The 18,165-nt window shown below is 50.6% G+C and carries 20 protein-coding genes; 8 read left to right on the top strand and 12 right to left on the bottom strand.

What is annotated here, in order from left to right:
- The first annotated feature begins 1,552 nt into the window (after positions 1 to 1,552).
- Positions 1,553 to 3,178 (top strand): methyl-accepting chemotaxis protein, encoded by a 1,626-nt coding sequence (locus tag GTP58_RS31735; protein ID WP_161078974.1) that lies wholly within the window; start codon positions 1,553 to 1,555, stop codon positions 3,176 to 3,178.
- A 199-nt stretch (positions 3,179 to 3,377) separates the two neighbouring features.
- Positions 3,378 to 3,731 (top strand): DUF5990 family protein, encoded by a 354-nt coding sequence (locus GTP58_RS20210; RefSeq protein ID WP_161078973.1) that lies wholly within the window; start codon positions 3,378 to 3,380, stop codon positions 3,729 to 3,731.
- Between the two features lie 1,099 nt (positions 3,732 to 4,830).
- Here GTP58_RS20210 and GTP58_RS20205 read toward each other — a convergent pair.
- The gene (locus tag GTP58_RS20205; RefSeq protein WP_161078972.1) at positions 4,831 to 5,079 is read right to left on the bottom strand and encodes a hypothetical protein; all 249 of its coding nucleotides are present in this window, start codon (positions 5,077 to 5,079) and stop codon (positions 4,831 to 4,833) included.
- Between the two features lie 761 nt (positions 5,080 to 5,840).
- Here GTP58_RS20205 and GTP58_RS20200 point away from each other — a divergent pair.
- From GTP58_RS20200 to GTP58_RS20190, 3 genes are all read left to right on the top strand, one after another.
- Positions 5,841 to 6,608, top strand: coding sequence for an ABC transporter substrate-binding protein (locus tag GTP58_RS20200; RefSeq protein WP_161078971.1), 768 nt, complete (start codon positions 5,841 to 5,843; stop codon positions 6,606 to 6,608).
- A gap of 565 nt (positions 6,609 to 7,173) precedes the next feature.
- Positions 7,174 to 7,317 (top strand): hypothetical protein, encoded by a 144-nt coding sequence (locus GTP58_RS20195; protein WP_161078970.1) that lies wholly within the window; start codon positions 7,174 to 7,176, stop codon positions 7,315 to 7,317.
- A 132-nt stretch (positions 7,318 to 7,449) separates the two neighbouring features.
- Positions 7,450 to 7,683 (top strand): hypothetical protein, encoded by a 234-nt coding sequence (locus GTP58_RS20190; RefSeq protein WP_161078969.1) that lies wholly within the window; start codon positions 7,450 to 7,452, stop codon positions 7,681 to 7,683.
- A 323-nt stretch (positions 7,684 to 8,006) separates the two neighbouring features.
- On the opposite strand, the gene GTP58_RS20185 is transcribed toward GTP58_RS20190, so the two are convergent.
- From GTP58_RS20185 to GTP58_RS20145, 9 genes are all read right to left on the bottom strand, one after another.
- Positions 8,007 to 8,558 carry a hypothetical protein gene (locus GTP58_RS20185; RefSeq protein WP_161078968.1) on the bottom strand — a complete coding sequence of 184 codons (552 nt, stop codon included), beginning with the start codon at positions 8,556 to 8,558 and terminating at the stop codon, positions 8,007 to 8,009.
- A 60-nt stretch (positions 8,559 to 8,618) separates the two neighbouring features.
- Positions 8,619 to 9,179, bottom strand: coding sequence for a hypothetical protein (locus GTP58_RS20180; RefSeq protein ID WP_161078967.1), 561 nt, complete (start codon positions 9,177 to 9,179; stop codon positions 8,619 to 8,621).
- Positions 9,180 to 9,208: 29 nt separating this feature from the next.
- The gene (locus tag GTP58_RS20175; RefSeq protein ID WP_161078966.1) at positions 9,209 to 9,784 is read right to left on the bottom strand and encodes an HAD domain-containing protein; all 576 of its coding nucleotides are present in this window, start codon (positions 9,782 to 9,784) and stop codon (positions 9,209 to 9,211) included.
- 9 nt (positions 9,785 to 9,793) lie between these two features.
- Positions 9,794 to 10,645 (bottom strand): flagellin, encoded by an 852-nt coding sequence (locus GTP58_RS20170; RefSeq protein ID WP_161078965.1) that lies wholly within the window; start codon positions 10,643 to 10,645, stop codon positions 9,794 to 9,796.
- Positions 10,638 to 11,183 carry an HAD domain-containing protein gene (locus GTP58_RS20165; protein ID WP_161078964.1) on the bottom strand — a complete coding sequence of 182 codons (546 nt, stop codon included), beginning with the start codon at positions 11,181 to 11,183 and terminating at the stop codon, positions 10,638 to 10,640. Before GTP58_RS20165 ends, GTP58_RS20170 begins: the two co-directional genes overlap by 8 nt.
- Positions 11,180 to 11,566 carry a hypothetical protein gene (locus GTP58_RS20160; RefSeq protein WP_161078963.1) on the bottom strand — a complete coding sequence of 129 codons (387 nt, stop codon included), beginning with the start codon at positions 11,564 to 11,566 and terminating at the stop codon, positions 11,180 to 11,182. Before GTP58_RS20160 ends, GTP58_RS20165 begins: the two co-directional genes overlap by 4 nt.
- Before the next feature lie 6 nt (positions 11,567 to 11,572).
- Positions 11,573 to 12,091: a hypothetical protein gene (locus GTP58_RS20155; RefSeq protein WP_161078962.1), complete on the bottom strand. Its 519-nt coding sequence runs from the start codon at positions 12,089 to 12,091 to the stop codon at positions 11,573 to 11,575.
- A gap of 7 nt (positions 12,092 to 12,098) precedes the next feature.
- The gene (locus tag GTP58_RS20150; RefSeq protein WP_161078961.1) at positions 12,099 to 12,773 is read right to left on the bottom strand and encodes a hypothetical protein; all 675 of its coding nucleotides are present in this window, start codon (positions 12,771 to 12,773) and stop codon (positions 12,099 to 12,101) included.
- Between the two features lie 325 nt (positions 12,774 to 13,098).
- Positions 13,099 to 13,470, bottom strand: coding sequence for a hypothetical protein (locus tag GTP58_RS20145; protein WP_161078960.1), 372 nt, complete (start codon positions 13,468 to 13,470; stop codon positions 13,099 to 13,101).
- Positions 13,471 to 13,769: 299 nt separating this feature from the next.
- Between GTP58_RS20145 and GTP58_RS20140 the strand changes: the two genes are divergently transcribed.
- Together GTP58_RS20140 and GTP58_RS20135 are read left to right on the top strand one after the other, a co-directional pair.
- Positions 13,770 to 15,254, top strand: coding sequence for a sensor histidine kinase (locus GTP58_RS20140; RefSeq protein WP_161078959.1), 1,485 nt, complete (start codon positions 13,770 to 13,772; stop codon positions 15,252 to 15,254).
- Positions 15,254 to 15,994 carry a LytTR family DNA-binding domain-containing protein gene (locus GTP58_RS20135; RefSeq protein WP_161078958.1) on the top strand — a complete coding sequence of 247 codons (741 nt, stop codon included), beginning with the start codon at positions 15,254 to 15,256 and terminating at the stop codon, positions 15,992 to 15,994. The genes GTP58_RS20140 and GTP58_RS20135 overlap by 1 nt, the downstream gene beginning before the upstream one ends.
- A gap of 239 nt (positions 15,995 to 16,233) precedes the next feature.
- Here the strand turns inward: GTP58_RS20135 and GTP58_RS20130 are convergent, their stop codons facing one another.
- On the bottom strand, positions 16,234 to 16,941 hold the full coding sequence (locus GTP58_RS20130) for a hypothetical protein (protein WP_161078957.1): 708 nt from the start codon (positions 16,939 to 16,941) through the stop codon (positions 16,234 to 16,236).
- Between the two features lie 192 nt (positions 16,942 to 17,133).
- On the opposite strand from GTP58_RS20130, the gene GTP58_RS31435 reads away from it, so the two are divergent.
- Positions 17,134 to 17,574, top strand: a complete 441-nt coding sequence (locus GTP58_RS31435) for a helix-turn-helix domain-containing protein (protein ID WP_229215675.1) — start codon at positions 17,134 to 17,136, stop codon at positions 17,572 to 17,574.
- Positions 17,575 to 17,661: 87 nt separating this feature from the next.
- On the opposite strand, the gene GTP58_RS20115 is transcribed toward GTP58_RS31435, so the two are convergent.
- Positions 17,662 to 18,021 carry a hypothetical protein gene (locus GTP58_RS20115; protein ID WP_161078956.1) on the bottom strand — a complete coding sequence of 120 codons (360 nt, stop codon included), beginning with the start codon at positions 18,019 to 18,021 and terminating at the stop codon, positions 17,662 to 17,664.
- Positions 18,022 to 18,165: the final 144 nt, after the last annotated feature.

Raw genomic sequence — 18,165 nt, 5'->3', positions numbered from 1 at the left:
TAAATAGCAAGCACTTCGCCAATCGTGCTTAGATTATTGCAACTGAGAACCACTTAAAGTTACAAAAAATTTCCTAATTTCAATATCTTGTCACAATGAATTTGTAGAATTCGTTGTGAAGACAGTGAGAGTGAACACCTCACCATCTTTTTTGATAACAGGGATTTAACAAATGCATGAGCGTGACCAGGCAATTCAGGAAATCGTTGCGAAGGGTCTCGCAATCAATGCGGCTCATGGCACAGCTCGCGCTTGGGTCTATCTATTGCACCATCAGATTCCTCGCGATACCGTGTCGGCCGTGTTGGGCGAAGCCGCGAGCCTAACAAGCTCACGCCTACGGCCGCAGCAGCGATGCCTCAGCAAGAAGCCTAAGCAGGGGACTTGGGCGTATAGGTCTCTGCCCTAGGTTTCTTACGACGTTCAGGATACGACAGCGTTGGAAACTCCCCCATAAATGAGCACGCGGCCAACAACCTCAGTGCAGGCATCACTTCTGTAAATGGAATCTCAGCCGCTGCCACAAGGGTTTTTTCAGACGTAGGCAATATGGTCGAAAATTTGCCTTCAATCTGAAGTTCGCGGACCTGTCGTATTTGCAGTTCCAGTACCATTGACTCTGCGCTAGAAGTCCGTGCAACGGTCGCGCCATCGATTTCTAGGAGCATCTCCACATGTCCTTGCATCCGTGTGAACGAAACATTGGCAGAGCCCATAAATGACCTTTCAGGTATTCGAAAATCACGTTGGTGAGAGGCAGGCGTTTAGTCGCCTAAGGGTTAGCATGGCTTGAGCAAATGGAGTCACCATACCAGATTTCCACTGAGTTGACCTGCTGACGGCTCGTCTTTCTTCGTGATGACCTCGCACCTGTAAGGCCGCTTGCATCGGCTGCTCGGCCAACCAGAAACGTCACTGCACAACAAGGTGTGAGTCAAACGCCTGTCACAAACCGTCGTTAAGATGCAGACCGGCTTGTTCCTAAGAGCCACCATAAGCACCATTCGATGGCTGCTCTACCGGCGTCGGCGGTCGGGAAATATACCGACACCAAATTCATACATCGGACAAATGCTGTCCGATTTCTTACTGCGCCTCGCAATTTTTTTTGGCCGCACCCAAGCTTGGAAAGCTGCGGCATCAGGTCAATGAGTTTAAAGAAGGAGAGTCAAGATGAGTCTGCACGCACCAAGGGAAGGGCAGTTCAAATGCATGTACAAGTACTGTGGTCGACGACTTCCGCTAGTCGCTATTGAGCCTATTTGCGACGCGCATGGATGGGCATTCGTCTGCCCGGTCTGTTCTCACAAATCGAAACTAGTGAATGCAGGTGGAGATGGCGAGGCAGACATTTTCGTGCAGCCCGAAGCTGACGAGCACGGACGGTTTGTTTTCGGCGGAACCTGGGCTGCATGAGCGTCGCTTGATGAATATGATTGTTTTGCAATGATTTTATATTCATCAATAGAAATTTTCACAGTGTAATGATGGTGAAACAATTGGTGAGTATTCTGCTTGCCAATCCCCGCAGTTCACACCTTTCGTCAAAGTCATGAAATCACTCAATCTCAAAACGGGCCCACGGGTCCTATCGGCGTTCGCCATCGTCCTGTTTGTCATGGCCTGCATCACTGGAGTGGCGTTGTGGCGATTGGATGCTGCAAACGATACGACTGAGTACTTAGTGAACGATAAATTGGCCAAGCAGCTGTTGGCGTCCGATTGGCTTGGGGCCGCAAAAATTAACGGTGTGCGCGCTTTGTCCATTGCGAAGAGTGACAGCCTGGAGGTTGGAGAATTCTTTCAGGCGCAACTAGCGGAAGGTGACAAACAGGTCCTTGCTGCGGGTAGCCAATTGTCAAAGCAAGCCCATGCACCCGAGGAAGATGCGTTAATTCGTACCGCCATCGAGAAAGAAAAAGCTTATCTGGCCGTGCGAAAAGAAATTTTCGGATTCAAAGAATTAGGCAAGACCCAAGAGGTAGAACAGCTAGCCGACACCACATTCAAAACCACCTTTGCCAGCTATACGAATGCGCTTGAGCAACTGCTCGGATACCAGAGTGGGCAAGCGAAAATGCTTGCCGCCCAATCATCTACGCAATACCAAAGCAGCAGAGCAACGCTGCTCGCCTTTGGGGTTCTCGCATTGGCATTGGGCGCAGCGTTCGCCTGGGTTATCACGCGCAGTATTGTCTCCCCGTTGCAGCACGCAGTTGACCTCGCTACACGTGTATCTGAAGGCGATTTGCGGACGTTTGAACGTCCACAGCGCGTAGACGAAATCGGTCAACTGCTAGACGCACTTCATAACATGACCACGCGCCTGGCCACCACGGTGAAACAAGTTCGGGATGGTGCTCACACCATCGATGACGCATCAAAAGAACTGGCCTCCGGAAATCTCGACCTTTCGCGCAGGACTGAACATCAAGCAGGAGCGTTGGAGGAGACTGCATCTTCTATGGAAGAGCTAACCTCCGCAGTAAGGCACAACTCCACAAGCGCACGCACGGCTAACGAGCTTGCGGTTTCAGCGTCGAACGTGGCGAGCAAAGGTGGTGATATGGTTGGTGAGGTGGTTGTCACAATGGACGAGATTAGCGCGTCAGCTAAAAAAATCGTGGACATCATCGGAGTCATTGATGGCATCGCATTCCAGACGAACATCTTGGCGCTGAACGCAGCTGTCGAGGCTGCACGAGCTGGCGAGCAAGGCCGTGGCTTTGCGGTAGTCGCATCTGAAGTTCGCAATCTTGCTCAACGTTCTGCCACTGCCGCACGCGAAATCAAAACACTGATTAATGACTCGACAAGCAGAATCGAAGTCGGTACAACGTTGGCGCATGCTGCGGGTGACACGATGTCGGAAATCGTCGCCAGCATCGCTAGGGTGACAAGCATTATGGGCGAGATAAGCTCTGCGAATGCTGAACAAGAATCTGGCATTCATGAGGTCAACAGCGCAATCAGCGATATGGATACGGTGACTCAACAGAACGCCGCTCTGGTTGAGGAGGCTGCTGCGACGGCTGAAGCAATGCACAAAGAAGCGAACAACCTGACTCAACTCGTTGCGTTCTTCAAAGTTGATGGGAGCGAAGGCGGCGCTAGCGCTTTCATTCACTCAAAAGTAAAACCTGTTCACGTACAAAACCGGCTTCTTGCTGCTACCTGAAATTTGCGAAGAACAAACAGCACATTTCAATTGATGAGCGCATCGTAGAGAGCTAGAGTCCTCATTGGACCTGTACTGAATACATGGTTCATAATTGGAAAAATGAGGACGAATCACAAAAATGGACTCTGTGCGATTGAGACTAATTTACGATGGCGACGGGCCATTGAAGTGGGGGAGGACGCCGGGTACTTTCGGTATGCAGGACAAGGATGGGCGCCTTCAACTAGGATTGCAGGGAGAAGCCGGGGAAGCTGTATTTGATGTGACGCTCCAGGTGAAGGCAGGAAAATCTGAAGAGCTCGTATTGCTCGGCTCATTCGCACACGGCCCCCCCGGCGGACGTTTTTTGTACTTGGCGTGGGCGGAAGAAAACGGAACGCTGGCCCAGCGCTTAAAAATTCCACTGGGTGGCATCAACTGGAACGATGTACGCGATTCCATCGAACAGCAGAAGCCGGTGGTGGGCTTATTAGTCGACCATCATCCACGAGTGACTTCGACGGGGGCAAACATTGGCGGCAGTCGTCCAGTTTCTTGGCGAGTGCTCTAACACGCTAATTGCCGTGTTTAGGCGCTACATGCCAGGTCAAGGTGGAGCTATTCTCGCCCAGTTTTTCGGAGCGAACTGAAGTAGCATCCGCGACGGCGAAACGTAGCGCATTGGGATGTGGTTGAATGACTGCGTCAAGGCTGGGAAGGAAAAAGTAGCAGCCCAGTTCATTCGCCAACCTGCACGCCAAGGCGCCGAACTGTACGCTATCATTCCGCATATCTAATCGAATGACGACCGCAGCACTTGCTTCGTTCTCAAAAATTACATCAGCGCGACTACCTCCCTCGGGGCCGAATACGAACCACTGCTCAGTGATAGACCACGGGTGTCCCAAATATGTACGCAGAACTTTTTGTGCGTCAAGTAATGCGGAGCCGTTTAGTGCGGGAGGTATCCATCCATCTGACGATACATCGGGTAGTGTTTCGGTGTTCCGGAAGAGGTACAAATCTAACTGCCAAGGTGCCATTCAAGTATTACTTTCAAAATTCATCGGCTGGTAGAGAATCTACCAACGGATTCAATCAAGTGCAACGTTAGCAACGCGGCATCGGTGTTCTATACCGCTTGTCAAACTCCTGTCACAAACGAGGGGTAGCCTCTTCGTTCACCCACCTGAATCACCCCAGTTAAACTCATCTGCAAACGTCCCCAAGATAACGTATGTACAAATGCGTATGTAAGCGCTGTGGTCATCGCGTTAACCGCCTCTTCTTGCCCCCGTTGCAGATAGGGGAGCGTGAGGTGTTTGCATGTCCTGAGTGCAGGCACAAAACCAGTCTCCCTGATTTTTCCAGTCTTGGTCTTCACGTACTCAAAGCGGGAAAATGTTTGGTTCCGCTTCTAGCGACGGCCACCCGCAAATGGCCGACTACTAAGCTGCAACAGAATACCAATCCTACATCAAAGAAAATCATGTTGGTTGCCAAGGTCGCGTTGGAACGACTACGGTACCAGCACGGTCGGCTAAAGAAAGCTTCGAAATCGCGCCGATGTGCCGCACTCGCCCAAAGCCGTGTCATCATTTTTCGGATGCGCTTGAAGCCTACCTGAGCGATTTTGCACACCCCCCCCAGCAGCACACGCGATTAAATTGCTACGAAGTTAGCGCCCGCCCGTAAACGAAGGCGTGCCGCTGGATGTCGCAGATATCCATGCTTGTGAAAAGCAGTGTTCCTTCCCCGTTAGGGTCATCGCGCCGCCCTGTAATAAAGCGTCCTTCTTTCACTACCAAATTGGTAAACAATCGGCCATCGCGTAGCTCAACGCTGACTAAATAATGTCCAGCGTTCATTTCGACGCCGAGCTTGGGTGTAAGGTAGTAGGGGATTTCAATTCTGGCCATGTCATACCTCGGGATTTTGCAAGGCGACACTGTCGAAATCAATATGCACTGCTTCAGACACGGTGACACCGTATGCGGAAATGAGGATTTGCTTTGAGAGTAGCGAAAGTAGCTATCGCTTTTTTACATAAAAAAACTGCCTCGATTAGGAGGCAGCGAATCCATCGGGAGTTGAATCAAGAGACATGTGGTTATCGTATCTCTTCAACGTTACCGTGTAATGACACGGGCCTCGGATTCACTGATTGTTCACGTAGTGCTGGCACATGGTAAGCAGCCGTTTGAGGCTGCCAGAGTCCTCTCGAGCTTTGAGCAAGCCTATCACTTGTTCAATTTGTATGCGGCTCGGAACTATTTCGATAGGACTATGCTCCATCCAGCCAATCAGTAGCGGTGTTAGCACTTCGACAGGAAGTGATTGCACTTCCTTCCTTGTCGGGACCCTAGTGTGGTAGTGATGACGTTTTCGGTGCAGGTTTGCCCACTTCTGCGCTGCCAGAATATTTTCTGCTGGCACACCGAACCGTTCGTGCTCCTCACTCATGACAATCTTTTCATTTGAATAAGCGCCACAGCATACCACCACCGGTCGCAGAACGGGATTGAAGTAGACCCGCGATGGCACGCATGATGCAAGAAAGTCCGTAGGTTATGTTTTCTGTTAAGCGAAATGATATGCTTTTGCCAGGCAAGGTTTCACCAACTGATTCGTAACTGGTCTCCATTTTCTAGCGACAACCGATTTACCAAAGAGAGATGAGATGAAGCCTTGGAGTTTTGATAGAAGCTTGCAAAGCGGCCTGCTCATGCTTGGCTTGGTGCTTACTATCCCCGCGAATGTGTCGGCAGGCGATGGTACTCTGAAATTCAAAATACTGTTTTCTCAAGGCTCGATTGGAGAGCTGTACTCTAGGCGATATCTATCGGAGGTGTGTAGGCACATTAAACGGACCTGCGAATTCGTAGTTGTCCCTGGAAAGAGGGCTGTAGTCATGATGCAGGCCGGACAGTTGGACGGCGAGATTGGCCGACTGGATAAATTCGTGCAACTGACAGGCAGCTCTGCATATGTTAAAGCTAGCCCATCCTATATTGACCGTCGCTTGCTCATCGCGACACGCCAAGACAATCCTGCCGCCATCAACACGTTGGACGACTTGGCGAGGCGGCCGATTGTGATTGGTTACCTTCGCGGATACGCATATTTTCAATCCGTTGCTGAGCGGTATTCACGCGCGCCCTCATTTGCCGTGAACACCATAGACCAATGCTTTGCCATGCTCAAGATACGGCGAGTAGACGCTTGTATCTATGATGACCTTGAACTGACAGATGCCTCGTATCTCCTGCTTCAGGCAGGTGAGCTTCGGAGCACGCATAGTCTCGAGAAGACTTACGCTAATCTTTATTTGCAGGATAAGAGTAGGGCGTTACTTCCGGCGGTCGAAAAAGCAATGGACGAATTGCGCAAAAGTGGTTTTGAAAAAGAGTTACAAGGAAAAATTTTTTCTAATCATCGCATTCAGTAGTCTTCAGGATGACCCAGACGATAGCTATGACCGTTTTTGATGGGAGATGTACCATCCGGAAGAGTTAAGAGAGGCATGCCCATAGCTGACCAACTTCACCAGTTTCAGCGCTGAAATTGAGCTTCGCCGCGCAAGCACTTCTTGACCTTTCATCCGGATAAGAAAGGTAGTCGAACCTAGAAGAAGCTTTTTCCAATGCCAGTTTCAGCGCTGAAAGTGGTCGTGCCTTACTTGCCCAAGCTCACTAGATGAACACTGTTTTTTACCTTAAAGAAGGCAAGGGCGATAACGCAGATTGATGCATGGTTTGTCGGAACGGCGCCAGCAGCATCTCAGACATTTCTCTGAGAATCCTGAGTTGAAATCATCTTCAACACCACGTTCGAGTGAGTGTGTCGTGCAGCCCCACTCTTACTAAGTGTGTCTCGCCTTCTTGCTGCTATGGCGGACACTTCTTCTTCAACGACACTGAATTATAGCCACTTAACGGCGATGCGTGTTAGCTTGAGACGGCTATGTAAATTGATTTATACTGTTTACCTAAATATGGCTTATCGGGGTGAGTATGCGACGATTCGACCAGTTCTTCTCACGCGATGATGATGTGACCGGCTATGAAAAATATAGACGTATCATCGTATTCGCCACGATTGCGGCATGTGCGGTCGTGCTGATATTGATGATGGCGCTTTGGGCGGCGGCAGCCTAATCCCTCTTGCACTTTCAGCGCTGAAAGTGGTCACCCTGCGAAGAACTGGCTCGCTTCCTTTAGACTGTCCAGCGTAAATCCGTGGTTGCCGACGCAGGACACAGTGCGACTCCAGATTTGAGGGGCCAGCGTGTGCCATTGTCGCTCCTGGTCATCGTCGATGATGATGAACTGCACATGTCTCCGCTGGTAAAGACGAAGTCAGTCATCGATTTCCTCAAACTTGAACGCACAGTCATCGAACGGAATTTTCCAGTGCTTGTGGAGGATTGCCGTGATGAAGTGGAGCTCGCATTTTCCGAGAAGGGCGCACAGCTCCTCTTTAAGCAGGATGTCACCCCAAATAGATGTGATGACAAACTGTGAATTGTGTTGCTGCTGAAGTGTAGCGAGGTTCTCGCATGCGTCGCGACCGAACAGCGACTGTAGAAGCGCATCGTTTACTCGTTGGCGGCGCAATGTAGTGTTGAGCACCTGACAGACAACCGCGTTCGGAGCGAGAGACAGGACTCCTTCGAAGCCTAGAAAAAATAATAGGTCGGACCATTGTCTTCCTCTGTTAAATTTTTCGGTACGAAATGGAGAAAGCGTGCAACGTACCGAAAAGCCTGCAATATCAATGAGGTCCGCTGCCTTTATGGGACTGGACGAGCAGCCACGACACGCGTTGGTTCTGCACAGAGCTTTGGTTACTGACGTTGCTTTAATCTGTTCCCGCTCTCGTCAAACTTCTTAGTAAACACCAGATTCCCCATGTCTGGTTTGCCTTTGCTGACAACCTCATTTCGTCCACCGAGGTCTTTCTTCGAAAGGTCTTGGCAGGCGCTATCGCTAGCGCTACAGACAAATCGAACGATAATCGGTGCTTTCAGCTCGCCATAATTCATGGAGCTCCAAGGTGGTACATAAACATCGACCAGGTCACCTGAAGAGAGTATTGGGAATCCATCGGGAATACGAGCCGGATTATTTGCTTGGCCGTACAAGTCGCGCCGAAGATTGGCTTGTACCGGTATCCAGCGATACTGAATGGAGTTTTCGCTCCAGTGGAAGTAATTCCCCATGACGCTGTAGGACGCAGGAGACCAAGCCTTAGAATCCTTCTCATCCCAGTTCACAGTCATGCGAACGACGTTGTTTGCGATGAGGTTCTCAACGCCTTCGTTCGTGTGAGGAGTTGTACATGCGGCTAAGATACCGGCCACGCAGATGACGCTGAAAATTTTAATTCTGGCAGACATAGGTAAATTCGTAGTTAAGGACACACTGTAGCAACTGTGGTCGCCATTCGGTGCTTCGAACTATTGAAGGGGGATGAGTCGCTTGCCGGTTTTGTCGAACGTCTTGGTAAAGGCGACGCGGCTCAAATCTGGACTACCTTTGCTGACTATCTCATTCTTACCGCCGAGCTCTTTTTTCGATTTTTCTATGCAGTCGCTATCATCGGCTTTGCAAACTAACCGAATGACGATAGGAGCTTTCAACTGACCATAGTTGTAGGTTTCAAAGGGGGGCACAAAAACGTCGACTAGGTCGCCGTGCCGCAAGAACGGAACCCCATCCGCAACGACGGCAATTTCGTTCACTTGTGCATAGAGGTCTCGTCGCATCGTTGCCTGAGGCCATATCCATCGATATTGAATCGAGTTTTCGTCCCAGTGGTGATATCTCGCCATGACGTTGTATGACGCGGGCGACCAAGCTCTGTCCGGATATTCTCCCCAATTCACCTCCATTCGAACCACATTGTTTGTTATGTGGTTGACGACGCCCTCATTACGATGAGGAGTAGTGCAGCCCTGAAGCGCTATAGAGCTCAACGTAGCGCTCACCAGTACCAGATTTTTAAAAGTGATGTGCATGGATTTTTGTCAAAGAAAGGTCAACAGGGTTAGCGCAGGCCACCGCGCAGAATTTTTTGTGCAGTCACCAATTTGGGGTATGTGAAGCCGGTCCATGCGTCGCAGAAGACTGTACGGTCCTCCAAATGAGAACCAAGCAGGGATTGGCCGCTGACCACATCATCGATAATCAAGTACGAAGTAACGTAGGCTTGAGATAATGTGGGAGCTAGATACGTATCCAGCCATGCATCTATTTCCACCAGACGATATGAATCTTCGTCGCGCGGAGTAAACGGCACCTGGTGCAGGTTGTCGGCCACAAAACCGATACCAGTAAGCCGGAAAGTTTCGCGCAATTGCTGCTGGTCGAGATGCAAAGTCCACGACGAACTAATGACGTAAATTGGGCTGAACTCTTCATCCAGTGCTCGGAGATTCTCACGCGCTGCTGGATGAAAAATATGCTGCCACACTTCATCAGCATCTACGGTCTCGTCGCCCGCCAAGGCAGCAAGTACTTGACGCGTGTTGAGCGTGCGATGCACGCACAGTACATCATCGATATCCAGAAAGATAATCGGTTTCACCTGTGGGATGTTTTGGAGCTGCGTGACGCTAGACATGATTGGTCCTTAGGTGATGAGGGTCATCGCTAGTTGGGACGTTGAGTTAGATTGTTTGAGCATTGATGTGGACGCCTGCTCCAGCATCTGCGCACTGGTTGCTGCGGCAGATTCGGCTGCATAGTCAGTGTCCAGAATACGCCCTGTAGCGGTCTGGGTATTTGCAGAGACGTTGGCCAGGTTTTGATACACATGCTCGAGGCGGTTTGATACGGCACCCATCGCGCTACCCAACGCGGCCCAGCTATTAATCGCGTTGACGGTGTCATCGATGGCCGCGTTGGCATTTTGAGTCAGAATGGTTTCCAGCGCAGTGTTGTCGTATTTGAGGGAATCGAATGTCCCGAGAAGCTGCGGCTGCAAGTCTACCGTCATCACATTATCTGAGCTTTCACCGATTTGCATCTGCACCGGGAAGAACAGCTTCGCATGGTTGTTCGGCGGCTGACTGATGAAGAGGTCCTCGCCGTTGTAGCGAGTTCCAACCTCATTCCAAACCTCTTGAAACAACCCTACGAACTCGTTTTGAAGCGCCTCTTTGTCGGTCTGAGTAGCAGAGGCGTCGGCGGCCTGAATTGCCAAGTCGTGCATCCGGCCAAAAATGGTGATGATGCTGTCGACAGCGCTGCTCGCCGTCTGCATCAGCGAAATGTCGTTTTGGGTATTACGCATCGCTACAGCCATGCCACTGGTTTGCGCCTTTAAGCGGGTGGCAATTTGAAGGCCCGCCGCGTCGTCCATGGCTGAATTGACGCGGTACCCTGTAGATAGCCGGGTCATCGAAGTACTCGCTGCGCGGCTGGCTGAATCAGCGGCACGGGGGGCAGACATCGCCGAGGTGTTTGTTCTTAGACTAAGCATTATTTGGCGACGTCGGATTCATTTGGGCACGCAGAATCATCTGCGCATGTTCTAGTTTTTTATCGGTGAAACCGGACCAGGCGTCACAGAGAACTGCATACTGCTCGAGTCTTGTGTTGCGAATCGGGTGACCGCTGATTACGTCGTCAAGTATCAGGAAAGGTCGTGGAGACACCTGATTGTGGAGGTGAAGCCACGCTTCGATATCGGCTGCACGCTCCGGTACCTTCAAATGTGGCAGCTTCCACTCATCGTGCATGTCGTTTGCGACGAACTGCATTTTCGTGCGACGCAGCACTTCGAAAATTTGTTCACGAGATAGCATCCCTGCCCACGACGAGCTTATGACGTATGTCGGACTAAATTCTTCATGCAGCATGAGCAAATTTTGACGGGCGAGTTTATCGAAGATGTTCTCCCATAACTCTGGGACTTCGTCGAGCTTGCCGCGTAGAAGGGCGGTCAAAACCCGCCCCGAAGGGTACTGATGGTCAATCGCCAGAACATCGTCAAAGTCCAAAAAGAGGAGAGGGCTCATTTCGAATTTCCAATCAGCGTATTCAGAACCACAGCCCTATCTGGAATTTGCCATCCCAAATCGGCAGCCGTTTTTCGTATCACCCAGGCCATCTCGGACGGGCTTCCCCAATCTGTACCGAGTAGCTGCGCGAGCAGGCGCTCTAGAATCTGCACTTCCGACAGCTCGGCGTATTTAGTGCTTCGATTACGCCGACATTTGGCTACGAGTTGCTCAACAAGGTCGATGCAAACTGCATAGCGCTCGCCAATCGCCTCCTCGTTGGATGACCCGACATATTTCCCGCTCGTTGCATCGAGCCGAACAGACACCTTCGGCTGCGAGCCAGGCAGAGACGTTATGGACGGTGTGCGGGGAAAATCGTCGGGGATATTCATCTTCATTTAGGTCTAGAGGTTGTTGAGCTGAGGGCGGCACTCTCTCGCGAAGTCCGCAGCTTTTTGCACTATTCCATCACGGACTTTACGTGCTGCTTCTTGTGTGTTCGAGCTGGTTCTCCAAGCCTGAATGCTCGTAACGCAAAGGAGAATGGGGCGCTCAAAATTGCCTGCGCCTGGGCGTGGCACCTTCAGCAGGATTGTGCCCGACACGATTCGTAGAGAATTGAACTGTGGCTCATAAGACTCGACCATTTCAACGCTTACTAGCGCGTCCACGTTGCCACTATTGGCAGTTGCAGCAATACCACCGGCGCGTAGGCCTTGACGGACCGCGTTCGAGATTGCATCGGGGGTCAGTACCATATCGGTCTGCCCGGTACCGGGGATATAGTCGAACCAATAGCCAATTGAGGGCGTCGCATGTGCAGCCGGTGTTACGCAGATGGTTACCCCAACGGCCACTGCTGAAACGGCAGTCGCCATGCGCTGCACGAGCCAAGTGCACACCTGAGATATCTTTCGGTTCATGATGGCCTCACTTCGCACTGAGCTGGTCCACCGCTGGAAGAGGTCCAAGCTCTGGTTGGCCTTCTACATGAACAGCACGAGTTCCGGCCGCACGTTCAATTGACCGTACGGCGTCCACGATGGTTTTGTTGACCCATGCCTCAGGAGTTCCCGCGATTGCGTTTGCGCCTTCGCGGATGACTTGATAAAGCCCTCCGGATTCTTTAGTGAATACGGCGTACATATCCAGGTTGTAGCCATCGCGATATTTGTAGAGGCAGGAATACAAAGTCAGATTGTTCGAGCCGGTGATGTTGCGAACTGCTTTAGACGTCCAGACGGCGCCCTCGCAGTTGGCAACTTTAAGACCGAGGCCGCCACTTTGATTCGCCAGCATTTTCAACATTGCGGAGTTTTGGCCGTTCATTCCGGCCGCGACATCGTCAATGCTGAAGCGACCAGGCGTGACTGGGATGGTCTTGCCAAGCTGAAGTGGCATGGCTGTCTGGATGTTATTGGTGTTCGCGCTAAGACCGTCTGAGGTGGCCTTTGCGATAGCTGCGGTGTCAGTCTTGGTCTTGATATCGAACACATGGTACATCTCTACGACCTCGCGGCGCTCCGCAAGCGTAGTGTTCACGGTAGAGCAAGCCGACAGCGCAACACCTGCGGCCAAGAGTGCGATGGAATTCAAGTGCTTCATTAAGTTTACGCTCCTTATTTGCTGAAGTTCTGTCGCGGCCGATGCGGACGGAGGCGATATCGAAACTTAGACGCAAAATGCGTCAAAGATTTCATTATGGAAACTTTATTGTAGATTCAAAACGAGTAGAAGTAAATAGAGTCGAGTGATGATATGTATCTTTGAAGGTAGCAGTGTCACGAAGTCGAGCCACGAACACGTTCCCTGTCGCTATATCCGATGGAACTTTTCGTGAATGATGTCCAAGGAGCTTGCCTGCTGCGCGTGATAGGCAGCAATTAGCGTCGGAAATTAGCTCGTGCGAGGTCGACGTCATCGTTCTTAGCTACTCACGCTGCTTTTCGTTCCTGCTGAATTTGCTTAGTAAGTACGCTCTCATTGCTGCCTCGAAGTAATCCGCGCCGAGAGCCTGCGCCCCGCCAATGGAGCAGTACACTTTTTTGCAGTCTTCAGTAGTTTCAAACTGCGGGTTATGGGCTTGAACTTGGCCGAGCGCCACAATTAGTTGTTCGGCGTAGCTCAGTACAGATACGCTCGGCTCTTGTGAGTCGTCCGCCTTGAGAACGAGAATCCTGCCGCCGTTATCGATGGCGATTAACGGTCCGCAAGCCTCTCCGATTACCTCCGGGTAGCTGGCTTGGAAAAACGCGCGACACAACGCCTTTCCTTCTAGCAGTTCGATGTCAGCTACGTGCATTTCTTTCCTCATAACGTCATCCCTTAGTTGCGTCTTGGAAAGACTCTAGGGGCAGCGCCTTCCGTATCCAAGCGCTTTGCGACGGATGCGACCATTCATGGGATGGGGGAGGGGAAATAAGGGATATGCAATATTCCGACTGACTCGAAGGGCGTGGAGTCCTGGATTTTGAATTTGTGCAGTCAACATCCTTGAGATGGCTCGCTTAGAATACGTTTTTTCATCATCCGTCGCGCGAACAGTGCCCGTGCTGTTTCGTTATGCGAAACTCGCGGCTCTATCGTTTGAAGACTCAATACATGAAAAAGCAAAAACTGCATGACAAAATCCGCTTCGGCGACGTGACGTTTGTAGTTCTAGCCCTATGTATGACGGGGGGCGGATATTTTCTCGCCCTGACCCACGAAGTATCCCTTTCAGAAAAAATGATTTACTTGATTCCGCTGCAAATGATGTTCTTTGCTTGGACAACTAGCGGAACTTCAAAACGTTGCGGAAGACAGGTGGCGCTGGGTTGTGCTTTGAAAATTCAGATTCAGTCTATTGTTGAACTCTTTATCGCTGGATATTTTTTAGCCCTCTCTGCTGCGTTTGTATACCTCGCATACGTATCTCAATACCAAGCTGATTTGCTACTGAAGGAAATAGCTTCTTGGCGGGAGCAGGTTGTCCCGGTATGTTTTTCGTTTAGCTATGGGTTGATTGTCACGGGGATATTGATAGCTGCATTACGAATGCATTGGCTAAAGAGAAAAAATGTCAGCCTTGAGGATGTCTATCACTCTAAAATTGAAAAATTGCAGTACTTCATATTGGATGAAACCCCTAATATTTTGGAACGACTTGAGTGGTACTTGGGAGACCTAAATTCGCCTAAGAAGCCGAATTTTTATCGTTCCATTTACGGGAGAAGACCTACTATCAAGAAAGTGGATGGTCAAAATTGCAATGGATACGATATCTTATTCTCATCTTGTCCAAGCAAAATGCGGATTTCAGTCTCGCGGACAGAAGGAAAATCAATCATCGATGTGGAAGTGAGTCTTCGCTCTTGGGTGTTTAAGTTATACCTTTTTCCGAATCCTATTGATGTGGTTACCCTCATTATGTATGCGGACGCAAATGTGATTTCGCCGTTGATGGCCGAGTTTACTGCTGGCGCCGCGCGAAAAAAACAGGAGGAACTGCGCCAGGCTGCGCTTGAAATGCAGTTGCGGGTATTGCAGGCTCAAATTGAGCCTCATTTCCTCTTCAACACCTTAGCTACGCTTCGTCATGTCTACCGGACCAGCTTAGATGACGGCGAAAAAATGATGAATCACTTGATAGGTTATTTGCGCAATACGATGGAAGAGTTGCGCTCGGATAGCTCGACAGTGTCCAAAGAGCTTGACCTAGCTTTGCATTATTTGGCAATTATGAGGATACGCCTGGGGGACCGGTTGTCCTATTCGTTTGAACAGCCTGAGGAGATTTCCCATGCGTTCTTCCCGCCCGCGATGCTCATTTCATTGGTGGAGAACGCAATAATTCACGGCGTGCGCAACATAGCGTCTGGTAACGTACGTGTTTCGGCCTTGGCGGAGGCGGGCTGTATCAGAGTCACGGTGACCGACAACGGCCCTGGCTTCTCAAGTGCCCAGGGAACAGGAGTTGGTCTCAGCAACATTCAGCAGCGTCTGGAGGCAATGTACGGAAACCAGGCATGGCTGGAAGTGGGGGCATTGCAAGAGGGGGGATTCATGGCTAGCATAGTGGTCCCAATCGCATCGAAAAGTACTTAATGCCTACAGCATTCATAGCGGAAGACGAGCAAATTTTGCGCTCGGAATTACGAGAGGTTCTTGCGGCCTTATGGCCAGAGCTGGAGATTGTTGGCGAGGCGGATGATGGAGTCAGTGCTCTCCGTGCAGTGCGTGAGCTGGTTCCTGATGTTCTTTTTTTGGACATCAATATGCCTCACCTCACTGGCATTGATATCGCTAAGGTCATCCAAGCAAAGACTAGCATCGTATTCCTTACTGCCTATGAATCGCATGCAGTTGAGGCATTTGCCCTAGGTGTTGTGGATTACCTAGTCAAACCCTTGAATAAAGGTCGACTGCTGAGCACCATTGAGCGGCTGCAAAGCCGCCTGGAGAAAGGTACTGTGTCTGTAACGCCACCTACCTCTCCGCCAGCAGTGGAGCGGTCGGAGCCTAAGTATTTGCGGTGGATACAGGCGTCCGTTGGAAACTTGTTGAGGCTCATTACGACCGACGAGATTTATTATTTCCAATCAGATGCCAAGTACACCAAAGTCGTCACGGCTCATCTTGAGGCACTCATCAGAAAGCCGATTAAAGAGTTGATGGACGAGCTTAACCCGGACGACTTCATTCAAGTTAGCCGGAGCGCTATTGTCAACCTACGTCGCGTTGAATCGATATACAAAGTAGATGGATACATGGAAGTGCGCTTAAAAGGTCACTCGGCCAAGCTACCGGTCAGCACGGGCTACCAGTCAGGGTTTCGTCAGCTTTGACAGGGGCGATATAGATGTTTATACGACTGCGACTAGTGAATTGTGCACCAGCAGATAGCTAAACCGTTACGCAGCCCCTTTCCAACGCGAAAAATAGCGAGCAAAAAATCCCGGGATTAGAAATTAGCGTGCCTACGATTATCGTACAGAAGTCATGTGCATTCCTGTGTATTACGAGGTCATCCCAAACATCTACGGCGACATCGACTTCAGTGAGGTAAGACTGGGCGGTGTGCTGCTTAAGTCGTCGTTAAAAAATTGTTCCACCGCCTGGTGGATACGACGTGCTCAGCTTCGATGGGACTTACCTCCAGAGGGTATTGGCGGTCAAACCTGTCGAGCGCTGGCAGCACGTAGTAAGGAATCTGCTCTCTCAGCACATAGCTATTGCCTTGGCTGTCTGTATGAGAGCGCAAGCGGAGTGCTGGCGGAAGTTCGTGTAAATTGAACTGGGCATGTTGTAACTGTGAGAGTACCTTCAGGGCCACGGCAAACGGGACTGCATGGTAGTCATCGATGTCCATTGGCCAGTAAGCCCGACCTGGAGCTGTTTGATTTACGGCGCATTTGCCTTCTAGCTCTGGTCGACGGATGAACGACAGCGTCACGAGCTCGACACCGGCATCATTTTCATGGAGGTGGTGTCGAACAGTTACCTCCATCGTTCTAACCACGCCGCTCGAGAGCGACAATGGAATCGATGAGAAGTAAGACATACGCCACAGATGGAGAGCGCGAAGTACCAGAGCCGCCGGTTGTTCTGACCAAATTGCATATTCGCGGATGTGACCAGTACCTACGGTTGATAACTGTATATCGCTGGCATCTTGTACCTTAAAGGTCAAGCACTCCGTTCTGGTCAAGCGGCGGCTTTTTGAAGTGAAGTCGATTTCAAACTGACCAGATTTGACCAGGTCGCTTGTGAACGTGAAAGTTGCTCTAATCATGATTTTCTCTTGGCGCAGCTGGGAATCGTGTCGGCTATGAACGCTGCATTTACATAGTTGCCAGGACTTACACGCAAAATGCATTAAAGATTGTGTTTTGGCAACTTCATTGTAGATTTAAAACGAGTAGAAGTAAACACGGTTGATAACTGTTCTGTAGATGAATAGAGAGTAATAAATGATGCTCGGGTCATGAAAACATCAAGTCCCGAACCAACCGGCCTGTCTTTCCGCGAGCGCTGTGCTCGATTTCTGCGCGTAGAACGAGAGCGCCAAGGAATCAGTCAAGAGAGGCTGGCAGTACGTGCCGGATTTCATCGCACGTACGTCAGTCACATGGAGCGAGCTGTTCAGAACATGTCGCTTGAAAATGTAGAAAGTCTGATGCAGGTACTTGGGCTACAATCTGATGAGGGTCAGATAGCACTTAGTCGCTTTGCTCAAAACCTACGGGAGAAGCGATTGGAGAAAGGTTTGTCGCAGGAGAAGCTAGGAGAGCTCTCCGGCGTGCATCGCACTTATGTGAGTCAGGCCGAGCGAGCGGTTGTCAGCATATCGATAGATAGTATTGAGCGGCTGGCGCTGGCTCTGGAAGCGAGACCTGAAGAATTGGTTGGCTTCGAGACAATATAAGCTACTCGCACGTTGGCGCTGTCCGGTCTCACCTAAGGATATCCCGGTCTGGGAGGGGAAAATGGCGAGCATTGCGCTCGCCATAAATCATCGTGGTGACTTCCTTTGTGTATTGGCCACGTACAGCAGATAAGCCCGCATCCCTGCCTCAAAGAAGTCTTTGCCATATGCTTGAGAGCGCTTGACTGTACAGTACACACCTCCTTGGTCGTCAGTAACTTCAAAGCATGGCGAGCGACTCTGTAAAAACAGCAGAGCCGCTACCTTTTGCTCTGCCACGCTCATTATCTTGAACTCCATCGCGTCGTTGAAGACGACCGCCTCGCCGCTGTGCAGGGCTGAATCCAGTGGCCCTGGTTCAGCGCAGATGACCAACGGAAAAGCCGCTTTCAAAAATGCAAAGCGTAGCGTGTCGCCCTCAAGTCTAGAAATCTCATCCTCGTTCATGTGCCCTTATCTAGTTGCGTAGGACGTCCCTACCCAACGTATAGGCAATAAGTCAGCGGGTTGTGACTAGGCCGGGGGAGGATGAGAAGGCATGCCAGCGAGTTTGTCAAATGCAGGTGGTTGACGAGCTTTACCGAAGGCGCC

It is taken from the genome of Duganella sp. CY15W, from assembly GCF_009857555.1.
GTDB lineage: Bacteria > Pseudomonadota > Gammaproteobacteria > Burkholderiales > Burkholderiaceae_D > Rugamonas > Rugamonas sacchari.
This window is presented reverse-complemented; position numbering and strand designations above follow the sequence as displayed.